17 protein-coding genes, 1 tRNA gene, 2 rRNA genes and 1 riboswitch are annotated in these 21,151 nt (G+C 62.2%); of the genes, 18 read left to right on the top strand and 2 right to left on the bottom strand.

Annotated features, from left to right (window positions below):
* The first annotated feature begins 71 nt into the window (after positions 1-71).
* The 3 genes from AC4PTT_RS00275 (at position 72) to AC4PTT_RS00265 (ending at position 3,251) form a co-directional block, all read left to right on the top strand.
* A 23S ribosomal RNA gene (locus tag AC4PTT_RS00275) occupies positions 72-2,886 on the top strand.
* Between the two features lie 82 nt (positions 2,887-2,968).
* Positions 2,969-3,083: ribosomal RNA gene (rrf, locus tag AC4PTT_RS00270) — 5S ribosomal RNA — on the top strand.
* 91 nt (positions 3,084-3,174) lie between these two features.
* Positions 3,175-3,251: transfer RNA gene (locus AC4PTT_RS00265), tRNA-Met, on the top strand.
* 141 nt (positions 3,252-3,392) lie between these two features.
* On the opposite strand, the gene AC4PTT_RS00260 is transcribed toward AC4PTT_RS00265, so the two are convergent.
* Complete coding sequence (locus AC4PTT_RS00260) at positions 3,393-3,800, bottom strand: ArsR family transcriptional regulator (RefSeq protein ID WP_113156117.1); 408 nt, start codon at positions 3,798-3,800, stop codon at positions 3,393-3,395.
* A gap of 135 nt (positions 3,801-3,935) precedes the next feature.
* Between AC4PTT_RS00260 and AC4PTT_RS00255 the strand changes: the two genes are divergently transcribed.
* Genes AC4PTT_RS00255 through AC4PTT_RS00245 form a run of 3 tightly spaced genes read left to right on the top strand, consistent with a single transcriptional unit; the run spans position 3,936 to position 6,023 of the window.
* A complete protein-coding gene (locus AC4PTT_RS00255) occupies positions 3,936-5,126 on the top strand; it encodes an NAD(P)/FAD-dependent oxidoreductase (protein WP_113153795.1) in 1,191 nt (396 codons plus the stop codon).
* A gap of 22 nt (positions 5,127-5,148) precedes the next feature.
* Positions 5,149-5,571 carry a DUF1641 domain-containing protein gene (locus tag AC4PTT_RS00250; RefSeq protein ID WP_492161900.1) on the top strand — a complete coding sequence of 141 codons (423 nt, stop codon included), beginning with the start codon at positions 5,149-5,151 and terminating at the stop codon, positions 5,569-5,571.
* Positions 5,568-6,023, top strand: coding sequence for an iron-sulfur cluster assembly scaffold protein (locus tag AC4PTT_RS00245; RefSeq protein ID WP_492161899.1), 456 nt, complete (start codon positions 5,568-5,570; stop codon positions 6,021-6,023). Before AC4PTT_RS00250 ends, AC4PTT_RS00245 begins: the two co-directional genes overlap by 4 nt.
* A gap of 53 nt (positions 6,024-6,076) precedes the next feature.
* On the opposite strand, the gene AC4PTT_RS00240 is transcribed toward AC4PTT_RS00245, so the two are convergent.
* Entirely contained in the window at positions 6,077-6,679 is a 603-nt protein-coding gene (locus tag AC4PTT_RS00240) for a TetR/AcrR family transcriptional regulator (protein ID WP_206544346.1), read from the bottom strand.
* A gap of 92 nt (positions 6,680-6,771) precedes the next feature.
* Between AC4PTT_RS00240 and AC4PTT_RS00235 the strand changes: the two genes are divergently transcribed.
* The 12 genes from AC4PTT_RS00235 (at position 6,772) to cydB (ending at position 21,132) form a co-directional block, all read left to right on the top strand.
* Positions 6,772-7,563 (top strand): crotonase/enoyl-CoA hydratase family protein, encoded by a 792-nt coding sequence (locus tag AC4PTT_RS00235; RefSeq protein ID WP_206544347.1) that lies wholly within the window; start codon positions 6,772-6,774, stop codon positions 7,561-7,563.
* Positions 7,564-7,568: 5 nt separating this feature from the next.
* The gene (locus AC4PTT_RS00230) at positions 7,569-7,991 is read left to right on the top strand and encodes a DUF1330 domain-containing protein (RefSeq protein WP_412032862.1); all 423 of its coding nucleotides are present in this window, start codon (positions 7,569-7,571) and stop codon (positions 7,989-7,991) included.
* A gap of 233 nt (positions 7,992-8,224) precedes the next feature.
* Positions 8,225-8,421, top strand: a riboswitch (cobalamin riboswitch).
* Between the two features lie 173 nt (positions 8,422-8,594).
* A complete protein-coding gene (locus AC4PTT_RS00225; protein WP_492161898.1) occupies positions 8,595-9,650 on the top strand; it encodes an LLM class flavin-dependent oxidoreductase in 1,056 nt (351 codons plus the stop codon).
* Complete coding sequence (locus AC4PTT_RS00220; RefSeq protein WP_492161897.1) at positions 9,650-10,639, top strand: ABC transporter substrate-binding protein; 990 nt, start codon at positions 9,650-9,652, stop codon at positions 10,637-10,639. The genes AC4PTT_RS00225 and AC4PTT_RS00220 overlap by 1 nt, the downstream gene beginning before the upstream one ends.
* Before the next feature lie 24 nt (positions 10,640-10,663).
* Positions 10,664-11,833: a FecCD family ABC transporter permease gene (locus AC4PTT_RS00215; protein ID WP_492161896.1), complete on the top strand. Its 1,170-nt coding sequence runs from the start codon at positions 10,664-10,666 to the stop codon at positions 11,831-11,833.
* Positions 11,830-12,642, top strand: coding sequence for an ABC transporter ATP-binding protein (locus AC4PTT_RS00210; RefSeq protein WP_204360858.1), 813 nt, complete (start codon positions 11,830-11,832; stop codon positions 12,640-12,642). The genes AC4PTT_RS00215 and AC4PTT_RS00210 overlap by 4 nt, the downstream gene beginning before the upstream one ends.
* A gap of 136 nt (positions 12,643-12,778) precedes the next feature.
* Positions 12,779-14,146, top strand: coding sequence for an O-antigen ligase family protein (locus AC4PTT_RS00205; protein ID WP_224873674.1), 1,368 nt, complete (start codon positions 12,779-12,781; stop codon positions 14,144-14,146).
* 185 nt (positions 14,147-14,331) lie between these two features.
* Positions 14,332-14,904, top strand: a complete 573-nt coding sequence (locus AC4PTT_RS00200) for a GbsR/MarR family transcriptional regulator (RefSeq protein ID WP_113156119.1) — start codon at positions 14,332-14,334, stop codon at positions 14,902-14,904.
* On the top strand, positions 14,901-16,658 hold the full coding sequence (cydD, locus tag AC4PTT_RS00195; protein WP_492161895.1) for a thiol reductant ABC exporter subunit CydD: 1,758 nt from the start codon (positions 14,901-14,903) through the stop codon (positions 16,656-16,658). The genes AC4PTT_RS00200 and cydD overlap by 4 nt, the downstream gene beginning before the upstream one ends.
* Positions 16,655-18,346 (top strand): amino acid ABC transporter ATP-binding/permease protein, encoded by a 1,692-nt coding sequence (locus tag AC4PTT_RS00190; RefSeq protein WP_492161894.1) that lies wholly within the window; start codon positions 16,655-16,657, stop codon positions 18,344-18,346. The genes cydD and AC4PTT_RS00190 overlap by 4 nt, the downstream gene beginning before the upstream one ends.
* A gap of 45 nt (positions 18,347-18,391) precedes the next feature.
* The gene (locus AC4PTT_RS00185) at positions 18,392-19,969 is read left to right on the top strand and encodes a cytochrome ubiquinol oxidase subunit I (RefSeq protein WP_492161893.1); all 1,578 of its coding nucleotides are present in this window, start codon (positions 18,392-18,394) and stop codon (positions 19,967-19,969) included.
* Positions 19,970-19,974: 5 nt separating this feature from the next.
* A complete protein-coding gene (cydB, locus tag AC4PTT_RS00180; protein ID WP_206553411.1) occupies positions 19,975-21,132 on the top strand; it encodes a cytochrome d ubiquinol oxidase subunit II in 1,158 nt (385 codons plus the stop codon).
* Positions 21,133-21,151: the final 19 nt, after the last annotated feature.

Here is a 21,151-nt window from a genome sequence, read left to right as displayed (position 1 = left end):
AGATCTCGAGAAGCTGGTCTTTTCTGCCAGTGTCGTCTGGAGCAATCCGGATGAGCATTGGCAATGAGAATGATCAAGTGTCTTAAGGGCAATTGGTGGATGCCTTGGCATGCACAGGCGATGAAGGACGTGATACGCTGCGAAAAGCTACGGGGAGGTGCGAATACCCTTTGATCCGTAGATATCCGAATGGGGAAACCCACCTTAGATACTTGGGAAATCATTTGGGCTGGATCGTTTGCCTCAGGGTGATCGAGAGAGCTTAAGTGGTTTCCAAGTATCGTTATAAGGTATCTTATTCTGAATACATAGGGATAAGAAGCGAACGCGGGGAACTGAAACATCTAAGTACCCGTAGGAAAGGACATCAACCGAGACTCCGCTAGTAGTGGCGAGCGAACGCGGACCAGGCCAGTGGCTATCGTTAGACAAGCAGAACCTTCTGGAAAGTTGGGCCAAAGCGGGTGACAGCCCCGTATGCGTAATGCGAACGATAGTCCTTGAGTAGGGCGGGACACGTGAAATCCTGTCTGAACATGGGGGGACCACCCTCCAAGCCTAAGTACTCGTGCATGACCGATAGCGAACTAGTACCGTGAGGGAAAGGTGAAAAGCACCCCGACGAGGGGAGTGAAAGAGTACCTGAAACCGGTTGCCTACAAACAGTGGGAGCACGCAAGTGTGACCACGTACCTTTTGTATAATGGGTCAGCGACTTAATGTAACGTGCAAGCTTAAGCCGGTAGGTGTAGGCGTAGCGAAAGCGAGTCTTAATAGGGCGCTCAGTACGTTGCATTAGACCCGAAACCGAGTGATCTAGCCATGAGCAGGTTGAAGGTAAGGTAACACTTACTGGAGGACCGAACCCATATCTGTTGCAATAGATCGGGATGACTTGTGGCTAGGGGTGAAAGGCCAATCAAACTCGGAAATAGCTGGTTCTCCGCGAAATCTATTTAGGTAGAGCGTCGACCGAATACCCTCGGGGGTAGAGCACTGGATGGGCTAGGGGTCCTCACCGGATTACCAAACCTAACCAAACTCCGAATACCGAGGAGTACTAGTCGGCAGACACACGGCGGGTGCTAACGTCCGTCGTGGAGAGGGAAACAACCCTGACCAACAGCTAAGGTCCCCAAGTTATGGCTAAGTGGGAAAGGATGTGAGACTCCCAAAACAACCAGGATGTTGGCTTAGAAGCAGCCATCATTTAAAGAAAGCGTAACAGCTCACTGGTCTAATTAAGGGGTTTTGCGCCGAAAATGTACCGGGGCTAAAGCCATACACCGAAGCTTTGGGCTTGCTTTGCAAGCGGTAGCGGAGCGTTCCGTAGGCTGATGAAGGGAGACCCGTGAGGGCTCCTGGAGGTATCGGAAGTGCGAATGCTGACATGAGTAACGATAAAGGGGGTGAGAGACCCCCTCGCCGAAAGTCCAAGGGTTCCTGCTTAAAGTTAATCTGAGCAGGGTTAGCCGGCCCCTAAGGCGAGGCCGAAAGGCGTAGTCGATGGGAACCACGTTAATATTCGTGGGCCTGGAGGTAGTGACGGATCGTGGACGTTGTCTTTCCTTACTGGATTGGGAAGGCAGCCAAGTGGTCCCAGGAAATAGCTCCTCCATATAGACCGTACCCGAAACCGACACAGGTGGACTGGTAGAGTATACCAAGGCGCTTGAGAGAACTCTGCTGAAGGAACTCGGCAAAATGCACGCGTAACTTCGGGATAAGCGTGACCCTTCTTCGGGCAACCGGAGGGGGGTGGCACAGACCAGGGGGTAGCGACTGTTTATCAAAAACACAGGGCTCTGCGAAGTCGCAAGACGACGTATAGGGTCTGACGCCTGCCCGGTGCCGGAAGGTTAAAAGGAGGAGTGCAAGCTCTGAATTGAAGCCCCGGTAAACGGCGGCCGTAACTATAACGGTCCTAAGGTAGCGAAATTCCTTGTCGGGTAAGTTCCGACCTGCACGAATGGCGTAACGACTTCCCCGCTGTCTCCAGCAGAGACTCAGTGAAATTGAATTCCCCGTGAAGATGCGGGGTTCCTGCGGTTAGACGGAAAGACCCCGTGCACCTTTACTATAGCTTTACACTGGCATTCGTGTCGGCATGTGTAGGATAGGTGGTAGGCTTTGAAGTTCGGGCGCCAGCCTGGATGGAGCCATCCTTGAAATACCACCCTTATCTACATGGATGTCTAACCGCGGTCCGTTATCCGGATCCGGGACAGTGTATGGTGGGTAGTTTGACTGGGGCGGTCGCCTCCTAAAGAGTAACGGAGGCGCGCGATGGTGGGCTCAGAACGGTCGGAAATCGTTCGCTGAGTGCAATGGCATAAGCCTGCCTGACTGCAAGACTGACAAGTCGAGCAGAGACGAAAGTCGGTCATAGTGATCCGGTGGTCCCGCGTGGAAGGGCCATCGCTCAACGGATAAAAGGTACGCCGGGGATAACAGGCTGATGACCCCCAAGAGTCCATATCGACGGGGTTGTTTGGCACCTCGATGTCGACTCATCGCATCCTGGGGCTGGAGCAGGTCCCAAGGGTATGGCTGTTCGCCATTTAAAGCGGTACGTGAGTTGGGTTCAGAACGTCGTGAGACAGTTCGGTCCCTATCTGCCGTGGGTGTAGGAATATTGACAGGATCTGTCCCTAGTACGAGAGGACCGGGATGGACGTATCTCTGGTGGACCTGTTGTGGCGCCAGCCGCATAGCAGGGTAGCTATATACGGAACGGATAACCGCTGAAGGCATCTAAGCGGGAAACCGACCTGGAAACGAGTATTCCCTGAGAGTCGTGGGAGACCACCACGTTGATAGGCCGGGTGTGGAAGTGCGGCAACGCATGGAGCTTACCGGTACTAATAACTCGATAGGCTTGAATCATTCTCATTGCTTATGCTCATCAAGAGCGACAAAATACTGGCCAAAAGGCCAACCAGCTTCTCGATTACATGCGCTTTGCCGACCTGGTGGTCATGGCGGGGCGGCTGCACCCGTTCCCTTTCCGAACACGGCCGTGAAACGCCCCAGCGCCGATGGTACTTCGTCTTAAGACGCGGGAGAGTAGGTCGCTGCCAGGTCTGCCAAACGCATGTAAGCTTCTCGACACAAACCAAAAACAAAAGGCCGCAAGCGCGGCCTTTTGGCATGCAAAAAGAACACAAAAGTTGACGCGGGGTGGAGCAGCCCGGTAGCTCGTCAGGCTCATAACCTGAAGGTCGCAGGTTCAAATCCTGCCCCCGCAACCAAATCAACGAACAAACCCCGCTGCACACGCCGCGGGGTTTTTGCGTTCTAACGCTCCAGAAAACCGACCAGATTCCCAGAAACCGCCCGGCTTCCCAGAAACCCAAAGGCGCGGGCACAGCTGACATGCGTTGCCCCGTCGCTCAGAGACGCTCCCGGGACGCTGAACCGCGCCTGTCCTCACCAAGCCCCGGACCACCCCGGTAAAGACGCTGAAGCGTCGAAACCATCTCCTCGAAACTCTTGTCCAGCTCAACGCAGCTCCGGCGCGTCGGAACAAGATGCGTCGAACGCCCGCTGCGCACACGCTCCAGAAATCCAGAAGCCTCAAGCTCAAGGATCTTCCGGTGCGTCGTCGAAAGCGGAAGACCCAACGTCATCGAAAGCGAAGAAAGATCGTAAAATCGACCCTCAATCTTACCCGTGATGATCGTACGAACAATCAAAGCATCCAAAGGACCGCCCCACAAACCAGTCTCAATCGCATAGAAACGGTTGAGACATTCGATGATCTGGGCCTGAACGACCTGGCGGATTTCCGTTTCCTGCATGCGCGTTTCCCCCGCCATATCGAACCTTTCCATTCTGGAAACATCCGCCGGCGCTGCCTTTCTCCCGCATGCTAATCCTCTGAGATGACGGATCAAGATATCTGCGCCAGCTAAGTGAAAGCAGGGAGGTTAGCGTTGACCAAACATATACTTATCGTGGGAGGCGGCATCGGTGGCACGATGACGGCCAACAGCATCGTCGCCAAGATGTATCCCGAAATCGCACGGGGAGAAATCAAGGTCACGCTCCTGTCCGATTCCCCGTGGCACTATTACAAGCCGGCCTTCATGTATGTCGCCTTCGACATGTTCTTTGAAGGCGAGTTACGGCGCAAACAGCGCACGCTCCTGCGCCCCGAGATCACCTTCGAGGTGGACAAGGTGGTGCATTTCGACTTTGCAGGCTCCTCCGTGAAGACGCAGAGCGGAAAGACGATTGGCTACGACTACATCGTCGTTTCGACTGGCTGCCTGCCCGCACCCGAGCGCATTCCGGGGCTCAAGGAAGGCGGCGACTATTTCTATCAGTATGGCCCCGCGCGCCAGCTCGCCGAGAAGCTGCGCAATTTCGAGAAGGGACGGATCTTCATCACCGTCAACTTCCCGAAGACGCCGAATGTGCCGCATCAGTGCGGCATCGCGCCGATGGAAACCACGCTGATGGTGGATGAATATCTGCGCCGCAAGGGCGTGCGCGAGCAGTGCGAGATCGTCTACACCTACCCGACGGTTTCGCAGCTTCTGCGCAACTGCCTGTTCCTGCAGCAGGAAGTGTGTGAGGTGCTGCCGCCGGTGTTCGAAGCCAAGGGCATCAAGTATCAGCGCGGCTTCACGCTAGACTCCGTGGACGCGGGCAAGAAGATCGCCCACTCGGAAGAGGGCGGTGAAGAGGCGTTCGATCTTCTCATGTGCACGCCGCCGATCCGCGCGGTCGATGCGGTTCTGGAAAGCGGCATTTCGCAGGCTCCGAACAATGAGGGCTGGCTGCCCACCGACCGCCAGACGCTGCAGCTCGAAGGCCACCCCAATGCCTACATCATGGGTGACACGGTCGATCTGCCGATCTCCAAGGCCGGCGGTTCCTGTCACAACCAGTGCCCGGTGATCGCCAACAACATCGCCGGCGACATCCGGCTTGGCCGCACGGTCGATGCCTATGACGGCAAGGTTCAGGCCGTGGCGCAGATGGGTCTCGAGGCCGGCATGCCGCTCTGGTACGACTATGACGAGGACGTGCATCCCACCCCGCCGACCAAGGTCGGGGGACTGCTCCGCAAGGCCTTCAATCGCGGGATCTACTGGTCCGTCGCGCGCGGCATCATCTGACATCGGCATCCGGAGGAAAACAATGAACGATACAGTCATGGACACGCCCGAAGCCGCTGCCGGAGCACCGAAAGCGCTCGCCGCAATGGATGGAGCCACCGAGCGCGGGCTCGTGGAGCTTCTCGAGAAGCTTGCACCGCTCCTGCAGGGCCGCCGTCTTCACAATCTGGTCGATCTCGCATCGCTTGCATCCGACGGCGTCGACATGTTCGACGACGCGATGGTGCAGAAACTGATGAAGGCCTATGAGGAAAGCGTGGGCGCTGCGTGGAACGTCGGCAATGCCGCGCGCTATGCCGCGACACAGACCGCACAGGCCCAGGTGCCATCCCTTCTCGGCCTGCTGCGCGTGGCCGGCAATGAGGATGTGCGGCGCGGGCTTTATTTTGCGCTGACCTTTCTGTCGGTTCTCGGCCGGCAGATGAAGGATGACGGCGTCGAATGAGCGCCGATGCGGACCTGGCCGCGCTCTATCAGCGCGGCCTGCGGGATCTGGCCGCCGGGGTTCGCAATGACAGGCGGCTTGTCCCGGCGGATGCCTCAATCACCCGGACGAGCCGCACCTGCGGCAGCACGGTAACGCTTGATGTGCAGTGGCGGGGCGATGCGATTGGCGCGCTTGGATGGCGCACGCGCGCCTGCACACTCGGCATGGCGTCTACCGCCATCGTCGTGCGCCATGCCACTGGAGAGACCTGCGCCGGCGTCGGTGAGATTGCCGGTCTGCTGCACCGCCTTCTGGCGGGAGAAGCGGTCACTTTTCCCGAACCCTGGCGGGATCTCGCCATGTTCGAGGCGGCGCGGGCGTTTCCAAGCCGTTTCGGATCGATCCTGCTGCCGTTCGAGGCAGTCGCCGGCGCATGTGCCGAGCGGGGGCAGCCCGGCACCGCGCTTTGACACGTTCAGAAGGCATGGGTTTTCCAAAGCCCGTTGTGCGGGGGAGGCCTCGGTCAGGCTGCCGTGCTCTGTGTCGGGTATGACGAATGGATCAGCGTTCTGGCGGCCTGTCCGGCGGATTCTGCATAGTCTGCGTCGCGGTGCACCAGAAGCGTTGAGAATACGCCGTCGAGCAGAACCACAATCTGGCGGGCGATCGCCGCAGGATTGTCGATCCCGCTTTCGGCGAGTTCGCCTGAAAGCCAGTTCTCGAATTTCTTCTTGTGGCTCGCGCCGATCACCATGGCTGGGTGTCCCGGCAGATTGGCCAGCTCGGCTGCGGTGCGCAGGAAGCCGCAGCCGCGCCATGCGGGATGGCGCGCGGATCGGGCGACGCCCGTGAAAATCGCCTCAACCCGGTCCGCCACATCGCCTTCAGCACTCCTGAACCAGCTTTCGAACAGATCGAGATTTGGCTGGTCGCGGGAACTGAGATACTCGGCGACGAGGTCATCCTTGCTTCTGAAATGATAGTAGAAGGTCTTCTTGGTTACGCCCGCTTCCTCTGCAACGGCATCGACGCTGACGGCGCGAATCCCTTCCCGATAGAACAGCTTGCTTGCTGCATCGACGACCCGTTCGCGGGCCGGTTTGGGCTTGTGCTGTTTCGTGTTCATCGGATGCCGCAACCATGTATACTAACCAGTGAGTTTCCATGCAGCGTGCCCGGTCCTAGCCTTTCTGTCAATTCAACTGGAGAGGCAGGAAAATGCAGAACACCGTGCTTTGCGAAAGGAAGGGGCGTATCGCGCTTCTGACGCTGAACCGCCCGTCGAAACTGAACGCTCTGAACTACGCGACCAATGATCGGCTGCTGTCGCTGCTCGATGAGATCGAGGCGGATGAGGCAATCGGCGCCGTGGTGGTGACAGGGGCGGGGGATCGGGCGTTTTCGGCTGGCGGAGACATACATGAATTCGCCGAGAGCATAAGGCAGGGCGCAGAAGAAGCGGTGCGCGCCTTCTGTCGTCGCGGCCAGCAGATGACGGCGCGCTTCGAGGCGTTTCCCAAGCCGGTGATTGCGGCGGTCAATGGCATCGCCTTCGGGGGCGGCTGCGAGATCACCGAAGCGGTGCATCTGGCGGTTGCCTCCGAGCAGGCGATTTTCGCGAAACCGGAGATCAATATCGGCATTCCGCCGACATTTGGCGGCACGCAGCGCCTGTCGCGACTGGCGGGGCGAAAGCGCGCGCTGGAACTGCTCCTGACGGGAGATACGTTCGGGCCGCAGCGCGCCCATGAGCTGGGGCTGGTGAACAGGGTGGTGCCTGCGGAAGATCTGCTTCCTGCGGCGTTTGAGCTGGCGGAGCGCATCCTGCAGCATTCGCCACTGGCGGCCGCCCGGATCATATCGGCCGTGACGCGGGGCATAAACACGACGATTGAAGAGGGGCTTCTGATCGAGCGCGAACAGTTTGCCCGCATGTGCGCGACGGCAGATGTGCATGAAGGGCTCGACGCATGGATCGAACGGCGTACGCCCGTCTATCAGGGAAGGTGAAGCAGATGACGCGTTACACCGGTTTCACCAAGGAGATCTGGGAGGCGTTTCGGGCGGATGCACGGCCGGGGCCGGTCCAGATGCTCAATCTCATCAAGCTGCGTGAGCGGGCGGATTATCCGGATGGCCGGGTGGCAAGCGGTCGGGACGCCTATGCGGAATACAGCCGGATCAGCGCGCCCGTTCTGGAACGGCTGGGCGGGCGCATCGTCTGGCGGGGCGGTTTCGAGCTGATGCTGATCGGCCCGCAGGCAGAGGCGTGGGACATCTGCTTCATTGCCGAATATCCATCGGTCGGCGCGTTTGCGCAGATGATGCGCGACCCGGCCTACCATGAAGCGCTGCCGCATCGTCAGGCCGGCGTTACGGACAGTCGGCTCATCCGCTTCGCCCCGCAGCCCGGCGGTGTGAATTTCGCCGGGGGCTGAAGGCGACTTCCGGTTGCTAGAGCCCTGATCCTAGAGCAGTTTGTAGAACTTCTCGAAGGCGAGATAGGTCGACTTCACGTGCTGCCGGGCAAGCCATGATCGAGGCGCTCTCCTCATCGCTTGCGCGAATGGTGGCCTTGGCGAACCGGTGCATGTTGCGGCAAGCCAGCTGCGCGTCGGCCGTTCTTTCGCGCAAACGCCATTCGCGGTTGCGTCGCGGTTCCTTCGCGGATAGGGTCGCCGCCGCATGCGGTTCCGCCTTTCGCGGATGAAAAGGGAACCCGGTGCGGTCTGCCTGACAGACCAATTCCGGGACTGCCCTCGCAACTGTAAGCGGCAAGTTCTTTCCAATGCCACTGGCGAAAGCCGGGAAGGCGGACCGAACGTTCGAGCCGCGAGTCAGGAGACCTGCCTCATGCATAGACCATGAACGCCGGACGAGGTGCGCCGGCAGGAGGCCCAGAATGCATGCAGGCGCTTTGCCGGCAACGAGTCCGTCTATCGAGACGTCACGTCTCCGATCCGTTTCCCGATTTCCTTCGGCGCAGGCCGAATTCATTCGACTGATCCCGGGCAGCGTCACGCCTGACCGCGAGACCCGCCATGCGCGTTGATCTGGCAGGCTTTGCCCGCGAAGGCGCGCTTGGCGACCACCGGGCGCTGATGCGCCTTGTCGAACGGGCGGACGCGCTTGGTTTCGGCGGCATCTGGTTCAACGAATTTCATTTCGGTCGCGAAACGCTGCCCTATCCGTCCACATTGCTGCTTGGCGCGGAGGTGCTGGCGCGCACGGAGAGGCTGCGGTTCGGCACGTCGATCCTCGTTTTGCCGCTCTATCATCCGCTGCTGCTTGCCGAGCAGATCGCGCAGCTCGATTTTCAGAGCGGCGGGCGTATGGATGTGGGGATCGGGCGCGGCACCGAGCCCGGCACATTCACCGCGCTCGAGATTTCGCGCGATGACGCATCAAGGCGGTTTGCCGAAGCGCTGAGGATCATGATCGACGCCTGGACGAAGCCACATTGTTCGGCGGATGGCGGGCCGTGGCATTTTTCCAACGTCTCCGTCGGGCCGCCGCCGGTGCAAAAGCCGCATCCGCCGATCTATGTCGCCGGCGTCTCGGAAGAGACGGTCGACATCGCCGCCGGGAACGGTTTTCCGCTTCTTTTGAGCCTTGAACCCAATGAAGCACGGCAATTGCCCGTGTTTCATGCAGCACTTGATCGCCATGGTGGATCGCGCGCGCCGCTCGTTGCTTCATCGCTGTCGCGTTATGTGATGATCGCGCCGACCCGGGCGGAGGCCATGGAGCGGGTCGATGCGCTTCTGGAAAAGCTCAATGCACGGCGCACGGCACGGGCGCTGGAGCGTGGAATGCAGCCGCCTGCGCCGCGTGATCGCGCTGCCATGCTGGCGGATTTCACCATCGCCGGAACGCCCGAGGATTGCCTTGCGCAATTGCGCGCGCTCTCGGCGGAGACCGGCGCGAACAGCATTCGCTGCCTGTTCAGCGCCAACGGTCTGATTGCCAACGATGTGGCGCTCGCCGGCATGGAACTGTTTGCAGCGGAGGTCATGCCAGCGCTCGGCCAGCCAGACCGATCCCTATCCCAAGTTGAAAGCGCCGGCGGCATGCCGGCCATACAAGGAGTGAATTGATGTCGCGATTAACCGGTCTGCGCGGGCTTGCGGTCGCAGGTTTCGTTCTGGTGTCTGCGCCCGCCTTTGCCGATGAGGCGGGCTTTCCCTACACGGATGAGAATTGCGGCTACACCACCACCTATGACGCGCCGCCGGCGCGGGCGGTGACGGTGAGCAACAACGCCACGGAGATGATGCTGGCGCTTGGTCTGGAAGACCGCATGGCCGGGACCTCCTATATGGCGAACCTCAAGATCAGCCCCCAATACGAGGCGGCGTACAACACGGTTCCCGTGCTTTCACCGCTGGTCGCCACCACCGAACAGCTGATCGAGGCGGAGGCCGATTTCGTCTATGCCGGTTATCCGGACGGGTTCAGCGAAAGCCGCCACACGCGCGATCAGCTTCACGATCTGGGCATGAAAACCCGCCTCAACACCGAGGGCTGCAATCTCGGCAAGTTCGGGTTTGAAGAGCTCTATGCGGAAATCCGCTCCATGTCGGCAATCTTCGGCGTGCGCGAGCGCGGCGAGGCTTTGATCGCCGACATCGAGGAGCGCCTTTCCGAGGTGGAAGCAAAGCTCGATGGCGTTGAGGCCATGCCGGTTTTCATCTTCAATGGCGGCGAATCCGCACCGCGCGCCGTGCTCGGCAACACCATGCTTTCGCATGTGGTCGAGCGGGCCGGCGGGGCGAATATCTTTGGCGACGTGGCAAACCGCTATGGCCAGGTCTCCTGGGAGCAGATCGCCGAACGCGCGCCTGAATACATCGTTGTCTATTATTCAGGCACGGCCGGTGGCCAGGTGGTCGGCGATCCGGCCGGTGAGCTGGGGCAGGCGCGCATCGAGATCCTGAAGGCCAACCCGACGGTGGAGAATGTGCCCGGCATTGCGGGCGAGAAATTCGTCACCATCGATTCCGTCTGGGGACAGCCGGGGCCGAGCTCCATCGATGCGGTGGAAAAGCTCGCACGGGCATTCCATCCCGACCGGATCGAAAAGTAGCCGGCTTAGATACGGTTTCTAACGATGCATGCACCGGCCTCCAGAAAGGAAAAGGCGAACAGCCATGAAGCGCTGATCGCCATCCTCCAGTCCGCGCCGCCCGCGCGGGGCGGGGCCGTGCAGCATGGTCTTGAGGGTGTGGCGTCGCGGCGTGGCGTTACCGGCTATGCGCTGGTCATCGTCCTGATGGTTGCGCTGCTTCTCGGCGTTTCTCTTGCCGGGCTGATGCTTGGCTCGGTGCATATTCCCGGCGGCACGGCGCTTGCCATTCTCGCCAATCTCGTGCTCGGCGACGGGCTTGTCGAACCGGACTGGCGCACGGCTTACGAAACCATCGTCGTTCAGACGCGCATGCCGCGCGTTTTCCTTGCGGCTCTTGTCGGGGCGAGCCTTGGCGTGACGGGCATGACGATCCAGTCCATCGTTCGCAACCCGCTGGCGGGGCCGAGCATTCTGGGCGTTTCGTCCGGTGCGGCCACCGGTGCTGTGGTGGTGATGCGCTGGGGGCTTCTGGGGTTCGGCGCGTTCACGCTGCATATTTCGGCCTTTCTGGGCGGGCTCGTCACGCTGTTCGTGGTGTTCTGGGTGGCGCGCACCAGCGGCCAGATGACCCCGACACGGCTTGTGCTCGCGGGCGTGGCGATGAGCGCCATTCTGAGCGCGCTGACGAGCCTGATCGTGCTGACATCGCCCGATCCGCAGCTTGCCTCCCGCGTCCTGTTCTGGACACTGGGCGGTTTCGGTACGGCGCAATGGAAGCTCATTCCCATACCGCTTGCCGCCCTTGCGCTCGGGCTTGGCGTGATGCTGGTGCAGGCGCGCCGGCTGAACCTGCTGATGGCCGGAGATGAGAGCGCGGTGGCGCTCGGCCTCAATGTGCAGCGCTTTCGCCAGAGCATGTTCGTGCTGGCGGCAGCGCTCACCGGCATCACCGTGGCGGTGTCCGGTGTGATCGGCTTTGTCGGGCTCATCATGCCGCACATCGTGCGTTTCCTTGTCGGCGCGGATCATCGCCGCGCATTGCCGGCGGTGGCGCTTCTGGGGGCGAGCTTCACCATTGGCGCGGACCTCGTGGCGCGCACGGTCATCGCGCCGCTGGAGCTGCCGGTGGGCATCGTCACCGCGCTGGTGGGCGGGCCGTTCTTCATCTGGCTGCTGCGGCGCGATGCGCGCGCGCTGGGCGGTGCGCGATGAGCATGGAACCGGGAACGCTCGACCTGCGCTCGGTCACGTTTCGCGCGGGCGACAGGGTGCTTGTCGATGATGTGTCGATCAGCGTTCGAAAGGGCGAGATGGTCGCTCTTTTGGGGCCGAACGGCGCCGGAAAATCGAGCCTTCTGCGCACAATCTATCGCATCAACCGGCCGTCATCCGGCTCGGTTTTCGTCGATGGCGAGGATGCCTGGCGGCAGCCGACCGAATGGGTGGCGCGCAATGTGGGCGCGGTGCTGCAGGACATGCCGGCGGAATTTCCGCTGACCGTGCGCGACGTGGTGGCCATGGGGCGCTCCGCGCACAAGCGGCTTCTGGAGGCAGACACGGCGCATGATCACGCGCTGATCGCGGCAGCGCTCGAACTCTTGGGGCTGACGGCGATGCAGGAGCGCGCGTTCCGCACGCTGTCGGGCGGCGAGCGGCAGCGCGTGCTCGTCGCGCGGGCGCTGGTGCAGCAGCCACGGCTTCTCGTTCTTGATGAGCCGACGAACCATCTCGACATTCACCACCAGCTCCAGCTTCTGCGTTTCATGCGCGGGCTGGGCACCACGGTGGTTGCCGCGCTGCACGATCTCAATCTGGCGGCCATGTTCTGCGACCGGCTGTGCGTTCTGGATCATGGCAGGCTGGTTGCGGCGGGCACGCCGGACGCGGTGCTCACACCGGCGCTTCTGAAGCGGGTCTACCGGATCGACGCGACGATAGGGCGGCATCCCGAAACGGGCACGGTGTGGGTGATGCCATCCGCCGCGCCGCCCATCGGCGCAAACGGCGTGGATCATAATTAACGCAGCCTTAAGCGGCGTGGCGCTTTATGGGGCAAGCGCAACAGGTTCTGATCCCGGTATGGCGAGCAACCCCGAACTTTCCCGATTGGCAGCCGTGACCTCCCAGGGGTCGCGCGGCAGCGGGCGCGGGTAGGCCATGAGCAGCACATATTCAGGGCCCTACGGGGCGGATGATTACGGTGCAGGCGCGCATCGCGCGGAGGCCAGCCGGAAGAAGCCCTCCTTCATCACGCGGATGGTTGCGACGGGGCAGCCCTCCACGGTCATCGCGGCGGTGCTCCTCACCATTCTGATGATCTCCTTCCGCCCGTTCCAGCCATCCGGGCCGCAGCTGAGCGGCAGCGGCGGCGACATCGTCAATCAGCTTGGCTTTGGCGGGCTGGGTGCGGTGGCGCTGGCCTCGCTGCTGATGCTCGTTGACCGGCGGGTGCTGGTTGCCCTCCTGAGCCCGTGGTGGCTTCTTCTGCTTGGCTTCCTCGCCATTGCTACGCTCAACACGCCGGTGCCCACCGACACGATGCGCACCGTGGCGTTTTCCCTCATCGGCATCCTGACCGTTGCGGCCATTCTGACACTGCCGCGCGATGCGGACGCGTTTTCGCGCGTGCTTGTCTTCGCCGGTTTCGTGATCCTCGGGCTTTCCTATTTCGGGGTCGTCGCCCTGCGCGATGTGGCGGTTCACCAGGCCTATGATGTCGAAGCGCAGCATGCGGGCCTGTGGCGCGGCGTCTTCACGCACAAGAACATTGCCGGTCCGGTCATGGCCGGGCTCTCCTTCGCCGGGCTCTATCTGTGGCGGCGCGGCTGGCGCTGGTCGGGCGGGGCGATTGCCGTTCTGGCGATGATCTTCGTCTTCCACACCGGCTCCAAGACCACCACGGCCACGGTGCCGCTGGCCGGCATGCTGGTGGCGCTGCCCGGTCTCTTCGGGCTGCGCTCGCTGGTGCCGGTTCTGGTGATCGCGGCGGTGGCAACGCTTGCCGTGGCCACGCTCGGCATTGTCTATATCGGGCCGGTGAAGGACCTTGCGGCAACGCTCGCGCCGGATCTCACCTATACCGGCCGCACGCCGATCTGGGATTATGCCGGAGACATGATCGCGAAGAAGCCATTGTTCGGATACGGGTTCGAGAACTTCTGGCTCACGCAGACCGTGTTTTCCTCCGACCACCCGTTTGACCGTTCGTGGGATATCCGCGGCACGGTTCACGGGCACAATGGCTATGTCGACATGGCGCTCGGCATGGGACTTCTGGCGCTCTGCACGGCCATCATCACCTTTCTCTTCGTGCCGTTGCGCGACTTTGCGCGCACCCCGCCCTATCGCGAGAACATCTTTCTCGCCGATCTCTTCATGATGATCGTGACATTCAGCCTGTTCAACGCGTTTCTGGAGAGCTTCTTCTTCCGCCGCACGGACCCGGTCTGGATGCTCTTCGTCATGTCCGTTCTAGGCCTGCGTCTCGTGGCGCGGTTCAGGGTGCCGACGCGCATAGAGCGCTGAGTTTTCCTTTCCGGTCAAAAGCTGACGTCCAGCCGACATGTCGGCGCGCTATGAAGGCGTGACGGCAATGGGCGCGCAGTCCCTGCTGCATAACGGCGCACCGTGTGCGGCAGGCTTGCGTTCGGAACGGCAGGGTTCTACACAAATTTCAGAAATTACTGAAATCAATGTCAGGTGTGTTCATCATGAACCTCCCGCCACTTTTGCAGTCCTTCGTGCTGCATTTTGGAGAAATGGGCAGCCGCTGGGGCATCAACCGCACGGTCGGGCAGATCTATGCACTGCTCTATGCTTCATCGAAGCCGCTCTGCGCGGATGACATTGTCGACGCGCTTTCCATTTCGCGCTCGAATGTCTCGATGAGCCTGCGCGAGCTTCAGGCTTGGAATCTCGTTCTTCTGAAACATATTCCAGGAGACCGGCGCGATTACTTCACGACGCCGGACGATGTCTGGCAAATTCTGCGCACACTCGCCGAGGAGCGCAAGAAGCGCGAAGTCGACCCCACGCTTTCGGTGCTGCGCGAGCTTCTGATGCAGTCTCCGGGCAGCGAGGAAGAGCGTCATGCACAGGCCAAGCTGGCGGAAATGCAGACGCTCATTGAGCAACTGACGAAATGGTATGACGATGTGAAACATCTCGAGACGGAGCAGCTTGCGACATTGCTGAACCTCGGCTCCAAAGTGACGAAACTGATCGACACCAAGGACCGGATTGTTTCGCTCGGCCGCAAGCGCAAGGGATCGAAGACGTCATGACGAGTGTTGACGCGGCCCTTGAAGAGCGCTCCGCGCCCGCAGCCGGTCGCGCGGTTTCGCGCGCGCATCCGGCAGGACGGCAAGGCGACGCCGCGCAGGCAGAAAAGGGTGTCAGCCGCGCGGCGGTTCTTTTGCAGGTGACGGCTTCTCTCCTGTGGCTCCCGCAGGCGGCGCTTCTGGCCATGGCGGTTGGCGGCATTGCGGCGGGTGAGGGCGCATCGGCGGCATGGCTTCCCGCCCTTGGCATTCTTGTTCTCGGTGTGGCCCGGTCGGTGGCCGATGGCGCTGGCAGTCGTCTCGCCTTCCGGCAGGCGCGCAGCCAGCTGAGCGCATTGCGCGTTCAGGCGGTGGCGGCGCTTTGCGAAACCTCGCCGCTCGATACGACGCGGCCCTCGTCGGGCCTGGCCGCCAGCACGCTTGCGGAGCAGGCGGAAGCCATCGTTCCCTATGTGGCGCGTTTTCGCCCGGCCCGTCTGAAGGCGGCAATCGTGCCGCTTGCCATTCTCGCCTGCGTGTTCGTTTACTCCTGGGTGGCCGGGCTGGTGCTTTTGCTCGCCGCTCCGCTTATTCCCATCTTCATGGCGCTGGTCGGCTGGCGCGCCAAGCAGGCGAGCGAGGAACAGCTTGCCGAAATGGGCAGCATGAACGCGTTCCTGATGGACCGGCTGCGCGGCCTGACCACCATCCGCAGTTTCGACGCCGTGGATCGCACCGCCAACCGGCTGCGCGCCAGCGCCGAAGATCTGCGCCGCCGCACCATGGCGGTGCTGCGCATTGCCTTCCTGTCGTCTGCAGTGCTGGAACTCTTTGCCGCGCTCGGTGTGGCAATGGTCGCCGTCTATGTGGGGTTCCACCTGCTGGGCGAACTGAATTTCGGCGCATGGGGCGGCAAGCTGACCCTGGCCGAAGGGCTCTTCATCCTGCTTCTGGCCCCGTCCTTTTTCGAGCCGCTGCGCGATCTCTCCGCTGTCTGGCATGACCGGGCGTCCGGGCAGGCCGCGTTCGAGGCGCTGGAAAAACTGGCGCAGTCGGGCCGGCATCTGGTGGGCGCGTCCGCCTCGCCGACATCTTTGCGGGAGGGGCAGTCGGGTGCGCTCTCGCTTTCGGTCGAGGATCTGCGCTTCAGCCACACGGCCGAAGGCGCGCCGGTCTTCTCCGGTTTCGATCTCCATATCCAGCCCGGCGAACGGGTCGCGCTGATGGCTCCAAGCGGCGAGGGCAAGTCGACGCTCCTCGCCCTTATTGCGGGCCTGATTGCGCCAGATGGCGGGACGATCCGCATCAATGGACGCACACTGGACGATGCCGGTGCGGCAGATCTGCGTAGGGCCATCGCCTGGATCGGGCAGGATCCGCACATTTTTCCCGGCACGATCTCCAGCAATGTCGCGCTGGGCCGCGAAGGCGTGGGACCGAAGCAGGTTTCCCATGCGCTTGAGGCGGTCAGCCTGTCGCGGCTTGCCGCTGCGCGTGGTCCGGCCATGATCGGCGAAGGCGGTTTCGGCCTGTCGGGCGGTGAGGCGCTGCGGCTCGCGCTGGCGCGCGCGGCGGCAACGCCCGAGACCGGCCTCGTGCTCGCCGACGAACCGACAGCGCATCTCGACCGGGAAACGGCGCAAGAGATTGCCGACAGCCTTCTGCGCATCAGCGCGGGCAAGACGCTGGTGGTCGCCACGCACGATCCGGTGCTGGCGAGCCGCATGGATCGCGTGATCACGCTGCAGACGCCGCAGACTGCCGGAGGCGCGTTATGATCCGCAGCCGCAATCTTCGCGCGGTGGCCGCGCTTTTCTGGGCGGGCAACCGCAACAAGCTTCTCGCCGGCGCGCTGCTGTCGCTCGCCACGGTTCTGTGCGGCATCGCGCTTCTCGGCCTGTCGGGCTGGTTCATCGCTGCCACAGCCATTGCCGGGCTTTCCGTGGCGACTGCGCTCGCCTTTGACGTTTTTGCGCCCTCCGCCGGCATTCGCTTTCTCGCACTTGCGCGCACCGCATCGCGTTATGGCGAGCGGATCGTCACCCATGACGCGACGCTGGAAGTGCTTGCCGAACTGCGCGAGAGACTGTTTCGCGGCTGGGCCGTTGCGGGCGCCGCCCGCGCCATGATGGCGCGTCCCGCGCGTCTGCTGTTCCGGCTGACCATCGATATCGACGCACTGGACTCGCTCTATCTCAGGGTGATGGTGCCGCTGTTTTCCGCCGCGGGCGCTGCGCTTGTCGCGGGGCTTGCGCTCGGCTTCATCGATGTTCGCCTCGGCCTCGGCGTGGCGCTGTTCCTTCTCGCGGTCGGGCTTGGTGTGCCGGCTTTTGCCGCGCGTCATGCGGAACGCCCGGCGCGCCGGCGGGCCCATGCACTCGAGGTTCTACGCGCGCGCAGCATTGATCTCGTGCGCGGTCAGGGCGAGCTTGTCATGGCAGGCCGCCTCGACGCCCAGAGCATGTCCATTGCCGAAGCGGATGCACGGCTTGCCGATGCCGACGACGCCATGAACCGCACGGAAACCGGCGTCAGTGTCGCGCTCGGCGTGGCCGGGGCCGTCTTGCTGGCGGCAGTCCTTCTCGTCGTCGCGACGCTGGCCGAGGCCGGCCAGATCGGCGCGCCGGTCGCAGCGCTGGCGCTTCTGGTCGCGCTGACGGCAACCGAGCCCTTCACGGCCCTGCGGCGTGGCGCAGTGGAACTTGGCCGAACGCTGATGGCCGTGCGCCGTGTCGGCCCGCGCCTCAATGGCGAAGAAAATGCGCCGGTAAATAAAATCCCGCAGGATGCCGGCATTGCCATTCGTCTGGAAGGCGTGACCGCACGCCATCCGGGCGCTGCGGAGGTTGCGCTTGCGGATGTATCGCTGCGCATCGACCGTGGCGAGCGCATCGCGCTGGTGGGGCAGAGCGGGGCAGGCAAGTCCTCCCTTCTTTCGGTGATCGCCGGCGAGTTGGCAGCCGATCAGGGCGATGTGGCCAGCCTGCCGGCCACGCTGTTCACCCAGCGCACGGAACTCTTTCACGACACGCTGCGCGGCAATCTCGCGCTCGCCAATCCGGTTGCGGATGACGACGCCATGCTGGCGGCGCTGGGGGCTGCGGGTCTTTCACGTCACCTCGCGAACCTGCCTGCCGGGCTCGACACGTGGCTTGGTGAAGGCGGTGCGGGCTTCTCTTCCGGTCAGGCGCGCCGGCTTGCCATGGCGCGGCTGGTGCTGCGCGATGCGCCGGTCTGGCTCCTTGATGAGCCGACAGAAGGGCTTGATCGTGAGACAGCAAACGACGTGATCGCGCGGGTTGGCAATTATGCCTCGGGCAAGACCCTGATGGTATCGACGCATATACGGCGCGAAGCAGAAGGGGCGGATCGCATCCTTCACATGAACAATGGCCGGATCGTTGCCGATGTGCGGTGCGGCACGGCCGAATATGAAAGTCTGCTCGACGGTCTGAGACCGGATTGAGCGCTTCCCCCGAAGACCAAAGGAGCCGGAAAGCCGGATGAAACAATGGAACTGAACATCGTTGATCTCTCGCGGTTGCAGTTTGCAATTACCGCGCTCTATCACTTTCTGTTCGTCCCGCTGACGCTTGGGCTGTCGGTGCTGATCGCCATCATGGAGACTGTCTACGTGATGACCGGCCGCACCATCTGGCGGCAGATGACAAAGTTCTGGGGCACGCTTTTCGGCATCAACTTCGTGCTGGGCGTCGCCACCGGTATCGTGATGGAATTCCAGTTCGGCATGAACTGGAGCTATTACAGCCACTATGTGGGCGACATCTTCGGCGCGCCGCTTGCCATCGAGGGCCTGATGGCTTTCTTCCTGGAAGCGACCTTTGTCGGGTTGTTCTTCTTCGGCTGGGACAAGCTTTCAAAGCTCGGGCACCTGGCCGCCACCTGGGCGGTGGCCATCGGCTCAAACTTCTCGGCGCTGTGGATCCTCATCGCCAATGGCTGGATGCAGAACCCGGTCGGCTCTGCCTTCAACCCGCAGACCATGCGCATGGAAGTAACCGACTTCTTCGCGGTACTCACCAACCCGGTGGCGCAGGCGAAATTCGTTCACACGGTCTCCGCCGGCTATGTCACGGCTTCCGTTTTTGTGCTCGGCGTGTCCGCCTGGTACCTGCTCAAGGACCGGCACAGGGATCTGGCCAAGCGCTCGATGACGGTGGCGGCCTCGTTCGGTCTCGCCTCCGCGCTGTCGGTCGTGGTTCTGGGCGATGAGAGCGGCTATCTCGAAGGCGAGCATCAGAAGATGAAGCTCGCAGCCATTGAGGCCATGTGGGAGACGGAGCCCGCACCGGCATCCTTCACCGCTTTCGGCTTCCCCGATCAGGAGGCCCGCAAGACGCATTACGCCGTTCACATTCCATGGGTGATGGGCATCATCGCGACGCGTTCGCTCACCACCGAAATCCCCGGTATCGTGGAACTGGTGGAGCATGCCGAGGAGCGCATCAGAAAGGGCATCATCGCCTATGACGCGCTACAGGACATTCGCGCGGCAGGCAGCACGGCCGCCATCCCGGATGAAGCCCGCGAGGCGTTTGAGGAGAATGGCGGGAACCTCGGCTACGCGCTGCTCCTGAAGCCCTATGTGGACGATCCGCGCGAGGCCACGGATGCACAGATCGCACAGGCGGCGAATGACACGGTTCCAAACGTGCCGACGCTGTTCTGGACCTTCCGCATCATGGTCGGGCTCGGCTTCTCCTTCATCGCGTTGATGGGCGTGTTCTTCTACCTGTCCGCACGTCACAGGCTGGATCGCTATCCGTTCCTGCTGCGCCTTGCGGTGATCGCGATCCCGATGCCGTGGATCGCTGCCGAATGCGGCTGGATCGTCGCGGAGTTTGGCCGTCAGCCGTGGATCATCGAGGGCATCCTGCCCACCGCCGCCGCCGTGTCGAACCTTGGCGCTTCGACGGTGCTGATGACGATCATCGGCTTCTCGGCAATCTACACCGTGCTCTTCATTGTCGAGATGACGCTCATGCTGCGCGCCATCCGGAAGGGCCCCGAACCCGATGATGAGCCGGAGGCCGCGTTCGGTCCCCGCGCCTTCGTTCCGGCGGAGTAAAGATCATGATCCTTCACACGCTTATCGACTATGAAACCCTGCGCGTGATCTGGTGGCTGCTGCTCGGCGTGCTGCTGATCGGCTTCGCCGTCACTGACGGTTTCGACCTGGGAACGGGGGCGCTTCTGCCCTTCGTCGCCAAGACGGACACGGAGCGCCGTGTTGTCATCAATGCGGTCGGCCCGGTCTGGGAAGGCAACCAGGTCTGGCTGATCCTGGGCGGCGGCGCGATCTTCGCCGCCTGGCCGCCGCTCTATGCGGTGTCCTTCTCGGGCTTCTATCTCGCCATGTTCGCCATCCTGTTCGCGCTCATCCTGCGTCCGGTCGCCTTCAAGTACCGGTCCAAGCGCGAAAACCCGACCTGGCGGGCGACCTGGGACTGGGCGCTGTTCATCGGCGGTTTCGTGCCGTCGCTGATCTTCGGTGTGGCCGTGGGCAATGTCCTGCAGGGCGTGCCGTTCCGGCTCGAAAACGATCTGCGCATTTTCTATGAGGGCACGACGCTCATCGAGCTGCTCAACCCGTTTGCGCTTCTTTGCGGCCTTCTGTCGGTTTCGATGCTGGTCATGCATGGCGCGTCCTGGCTGATGGTCAAGACGTCTGGTCCGATTGCCGATCGCGCCCGCGCCTTCGGCAGCATCGCTGCGGTCGCGACCATCGTGCTGTTCGCGCTCGGCGGGCTGTGGCTGTGGGCCGGCATCGACGGATACCGCATCACCAGCGCCATCGTCACGGACGGTCCGTCCAACCCGCTCGCCAAAACGGTGGAGCAGGCAGGCGGCGCATGGTTTGCCAATTATGCCGCGCATCCATGGATGATGGCCGCGCCCGCGTTCGGCTTCCTCGGCGCAGCGCTCGCCCTGATCCTGTTCCGCGCACGGCGCGAGGTGACGACGCTTCTTTCCAGTGCGCTGTCGGTGCTGGGCATCATCTCCACCGTTGGTGTGTCGATGTTTCCCTTCATCCTGCCGTCCTCCATCGCACCGGGTGCGAGCCTGACGGTGTGGGACGCCTCGTCCAGCCACCTCACCCTGTTCATCATGCTGGTGGTGACGGGCATCTTCGTGCCGCTGATCGTTGCCTATACGAGCTGGGTCTACAAGGTGCTGTGGGGCAAGGTCGACGAAGAGGAAATTCGCGAAGGCAAGGGCCACGCTTACTGAGCGGGCCGCGCGACAAAGA

The organism is Nitratireductor sp. WH36-1, from assembly GCF_058725515.1.
Note: the sequence above shows the minus strand (reverse complement) of the source record. Positions and strands in the feature narration are given on the sequence as shown.

Coding starts and splice junctions, on each gene's coding strand:
- AC4PTT_RS00200 (WP_113156119.1), top strand. CDS start 14,332: ATGAACCTCCCGCCACTTTTGCAGTCCTTCGTGCTGCATTTTGGAGAA.
- AC4PTT_RS00240 (WP_206544346.1), bottom strand. CDS start 6,679: ATGAACACGAAACAGCACAAGCCCAAACCGGCCCGCGAACGGGTCGTC.
- AC4PTT_RS00245 (WP_492161899.1), top strand. CDS start 5,568: ATGAGCGCCGATGCGGACCTGGCCGCGCTCTATCAGCGCGGCCTGCGG.
- AC4PTT_RS00250 (WP_492161900.1), top strand. CDS start 5,149: ATGAACGATACAGTCATGGACACGCCCGAAGCCGCTGCCGGAGCACCG.
- AC4PTT_RS00235 (WP_206544347.1), top strand. CDS start 6,772: ATGCAGAACACCGTGCTTTGCGAAAGGAAGGGGCGTATCGCGCTTCTG.
- AC4PTT_RS00225 (WP_492161898.1), top strand. CDS start 8,595: ATGCGCGTTGATCTGGCAGGCTTTGCCCGCGAAGGCGCGCTTGGCGAC.
- AC4PTT_RS00260 (WP_113156117.1), bottom strand. CDS start 3,800: ATGCAGGAAACGGAAATCCGCCAGGTCGTTCAGGCCCAGATCATCGAA.
- AC4PTT_RS00215 (WP_492161896.1), top strand. CDS start 10,664: ATGCATGCACCGGCCTCCAGAAAGGAAAAGGCGAACAGCCATGAAGCG.
- AC4PTT_RS00220 (WP_492161897.1), top strand. CDS start 9,650: ATGTCGCGATTAACCGGTCTGCGCGGGCTTGCGGTCGCAGGTTTCGTT.
- AC4PTT_RS00205 (WP_224873674.1), top strand. CDS start 12,779: ATGAGCAGCACATATTCAGGGCCCTACGGGGCGGATGATTACGGTGCA.
- AC4PTT_RS00230 (WP_412032862.1), top strand. CDS start 7,569: ATGACGCGTTACACCGGTTTCACCAAGGAGATCTGGGAGGCGTTTCGG.
- AC4PTT_RS00190 (WP_492161894.1), top strand. CDS start 16,655: ATGATCCGCAGCCGCAATCTTCGCGCGGTGGCCGCGCTTTTCTGGGCG.
- cydD (WP_492161895.1), top strand. CDS start 14,901: ATGACGAGTGTTGACGCGGCCCTTGAAGAGCGCTCCGCGCCCGCAGCC.
- AC4PTT_RS00185 (WP_492161893.1), top strand. CDS start 18,392: ATGGAACTGAACATCGTTGATCTCTCGCGGTTGCAGTTTGCAATTACC.
- AC4PTT_RS00210 (WP_204360858.1), top strand. CDS start 11,830: ATGAGCATGGAACCGGGAACGCTCGACCTGCGCTCGGTCACGTTTCGC.
- cydB (WP_206553411.1), top strand. CDS start 19,975: ATGATCCTTCACACGCTTATCGACTATGAAACCCTGCGCGTGATCTGG.